Origin of the sequence: Bacillus sp. AFS001701 (genome assembly GCF_002559405.1) — a bacterium.
Taxonomy (GTDB): domain Bacteria; phylum Bacillota; class Bacilli; order Bacillales; family Bacillaceae_G; genus Gottfriedia.
Genome location: NZ_NTZO01000421.1, coordinates 1 through 2,542 on the forward strand (window position 1 = coordinate 1; position 2,542 = coordinate 2,542).

Below are 2,542 nucleotides of genomic sequence, written 5' to 3' on the forward strand. Positions count from 1 at the left end.
AAAGATTTACTTAACTAAAAAAAAGTAGAGACTAGATTGTTATTACCCCAGAAAATTAATCTGAGATTCATATTGTTCTACCATATGCAAAGGTGGCTGAGCATCAACACTTAATTCTCTAGGTAAGATAAACTACGAAAAAAATGCCTTTCAAATTAAATGAAAGGCATTTTTGGTATAAAATTAAGCAGCTAAAGCATTACTGTATAGTTGGCGCATGCTTGGAATTAATCAAACAGAAATGAAATTAGAGGGAAAATCCTCTCGTTTTATTTTCATTTAAAATCCGTAAATTAGATTGTTTTCATCACATCAATTACTTTATCAATATCATTTTTCGTAATCCAATAATGTGTAGCAAAACGCATCATGCCGTCTTCTTCTGGCGCAAAAGTGATGATTTTGTTCTCTTTAAAAATTTGTTCAATTTCTTCAGGACTTCTTCTCATATCTGTCATTTGGAAGAATACTAAATTGATATGAAGTTGAGATGTATCAACCTTAATTCCAGGGATTTCAGTTAATCTATTAGCTAAATATTGAGCATTTTCATGATCTTCGTGTAAACGTTTCGTCATTTTTTCTAATGCGATTATACCAGCGGCTGCTAAAAATCCAGATTGTCTCCAGCCTCCACCTAGTAATTTACGTTTCTTTTTCGCTTTTTCAATAAATTCTTTACTTCCGGCAAGTATTGAACCTACAGGTGCACAAAGTCCTTTTGATAAACAAAACATTACTGTGTCACTATATTGAGATAATTCTTTAACATCCATTTTTAAATAAGTAGCAGCATTAAAAATTCTTGCGCCATCTAAATGCACAGGAATATTTGCCTCTTTTGCTATGCTATAAACTTGCTTCATATAGTCGATATCAACTACTGAACCATTTGAATAAGCATTTTCTAAACAAATTAATGAAGTTTCTGGAAAATGGAGATCATCAGGTCGGATCGAATGTTTAATTCGTTTAATATCCATCTTGCCGTGAGTTGTTTGTAATGTTCTTAGGTGAACACCTGCAATAATTGAAGCTGCTCCTACTTCATGTTCGAATATATGACAATCCTCTCCAAGAATGACTTCAGTACCACGATCACAATGTGTAAACAAAGCAAGCTGGTTACCAAATGTTCCACTTGGTACAAATAAAGCAGCTTCTTTTCCAACCATAGAAGCAGCTAGAATTTCTAATTTTTGTACTGTTGGATCATCCCCATAAACATCATCGCCGACTTCGGCTAAAAACATGGCTTGTCTCATTTCGTCTGTAGGATTTGTTACAGTGTCACTTCTTAAATCGATAAACTTCATTTTCATTCCCCTTTTTTGCTGTTTTCAGAATTATCTAAACTAGTTTAATAGACGCATCGAGATTTGATTTATAAGATAATCACCCATCTCATTGTCGGAAATTGGCGGATAAATTCAGTCATTAAATGAATTGTTTTTTTCAAATTCCTTTAAACCCATAAGCAAAAGTTTCTCAGTAATATCCTCAATTCCAGTATGATGATCTGTTGCAAATTGTTTAATCTTTTCTTTTATTGAATCTTTCACAAAAATAGTTAGTTGTTCTTGATTACTCGTAAACACAATAAAACCTGGTCTAGTAGAAAGCTTACCATCAATTAAACAGTTTTGTAAAATTTCAAAATCTTGTTCAATTTGTGCATCAAGATATGGTAGTTTAATAGGTTTTATGTCGACCTTAATTGAGTTGTTGATAATATATAGATTCATATTTTGATGTCCAATGTGTTTATAAAAAGAATCGATAATGCCAAAAATCGGAGCGCTAATTGACTGAGGGATTGGAAATTGAAAAGAGATCATACCTCTTTTCGTACTATGACTGGCTTTCTTCATTTCATAAACTTTTCTAAAACCACGACTTGTAAGTTCTTCTTTATTTAAAAGTTCACCCATATTCGTTTTTGCAACGATTTCAGAGGTCTCATTAAGCTCGATGATACGGGCTTTTTCGTTCGAGTTTGGAATTTCATATAGTCCAAATAAGTAAAATTCTAAGTCCTTTGTAAAAAAAGACTTTTTTCTTGATGCATTTTTTTGTGAGAATTTTAGATTTTCAATTTCTTCTTTTGGAATAAATACAGTTAGTCTACCTTTAAAATTTACTTTACTTGCGTTAATTTTCCCTGTTTTTATATATTGGTGGATTGTTGCTTTCGATACTCCTAATAAATTAGCTGTCTCAAGAACAGTTAGTCCTACCGGTTTTACCGTTTGGGACTTTAACTGATTAAGATCCTCTAAATAAAACCTCATTGTCCCATCGATTTGCCAATCCTCATAAACAAGTTTGAGTTTCTTAGCCTTTACATAATTGTAAATCGTTTGTTTCGATACACCTAACAGTTCTACAGCCTCATTTGTTGTAACAATCTCTTTCATTTTTTGATCTTGTTCTAACATTTGAATTCTTCCTTTTTTATTGTTTTATTACCTCATTATATCATAATTATTTCCAACAAATTGTTAAAAAGTTATTAAATAGATACAACTAAATCTATTTATTT

At 31.6% G+C, this 2,542-nt stretch carries 2 protein-coding genes; both read right to left on the reverse strand.

Annotation, left to right across the window (positions count from 1 at the left end; translation table 11 throughout):
* Positions 1 to 293: 293 nt before the first annotated feature.
* Positions 294 to 1,316, reverse strand: a complete 1,023-nt coding sequence (gene ltaE / locus CN514_RS20410; RefSeq protein WP_098234159.1) for a low-specificity L-threonine aldolase — start codon at positions 1,314 to 1,316, stop codon at positions 294 to 296.
* Between the two features lie 114 nt (positions 1,317 to 1,430).
* Positions 1,431 to 2,438: a helix-turn-helix domain-containing protein gene (locus tag CN514_RS20415; protein WP_098234160.1), complete on the reverse strand. Its 1,008-nt coding sequence runs from the start codon at positions 2,436 to 2,438 to the stop codon at positions 1,431 to 1,433.
* Positions 2,439 to 2,542: the final 104 nt, after the last annotated feature.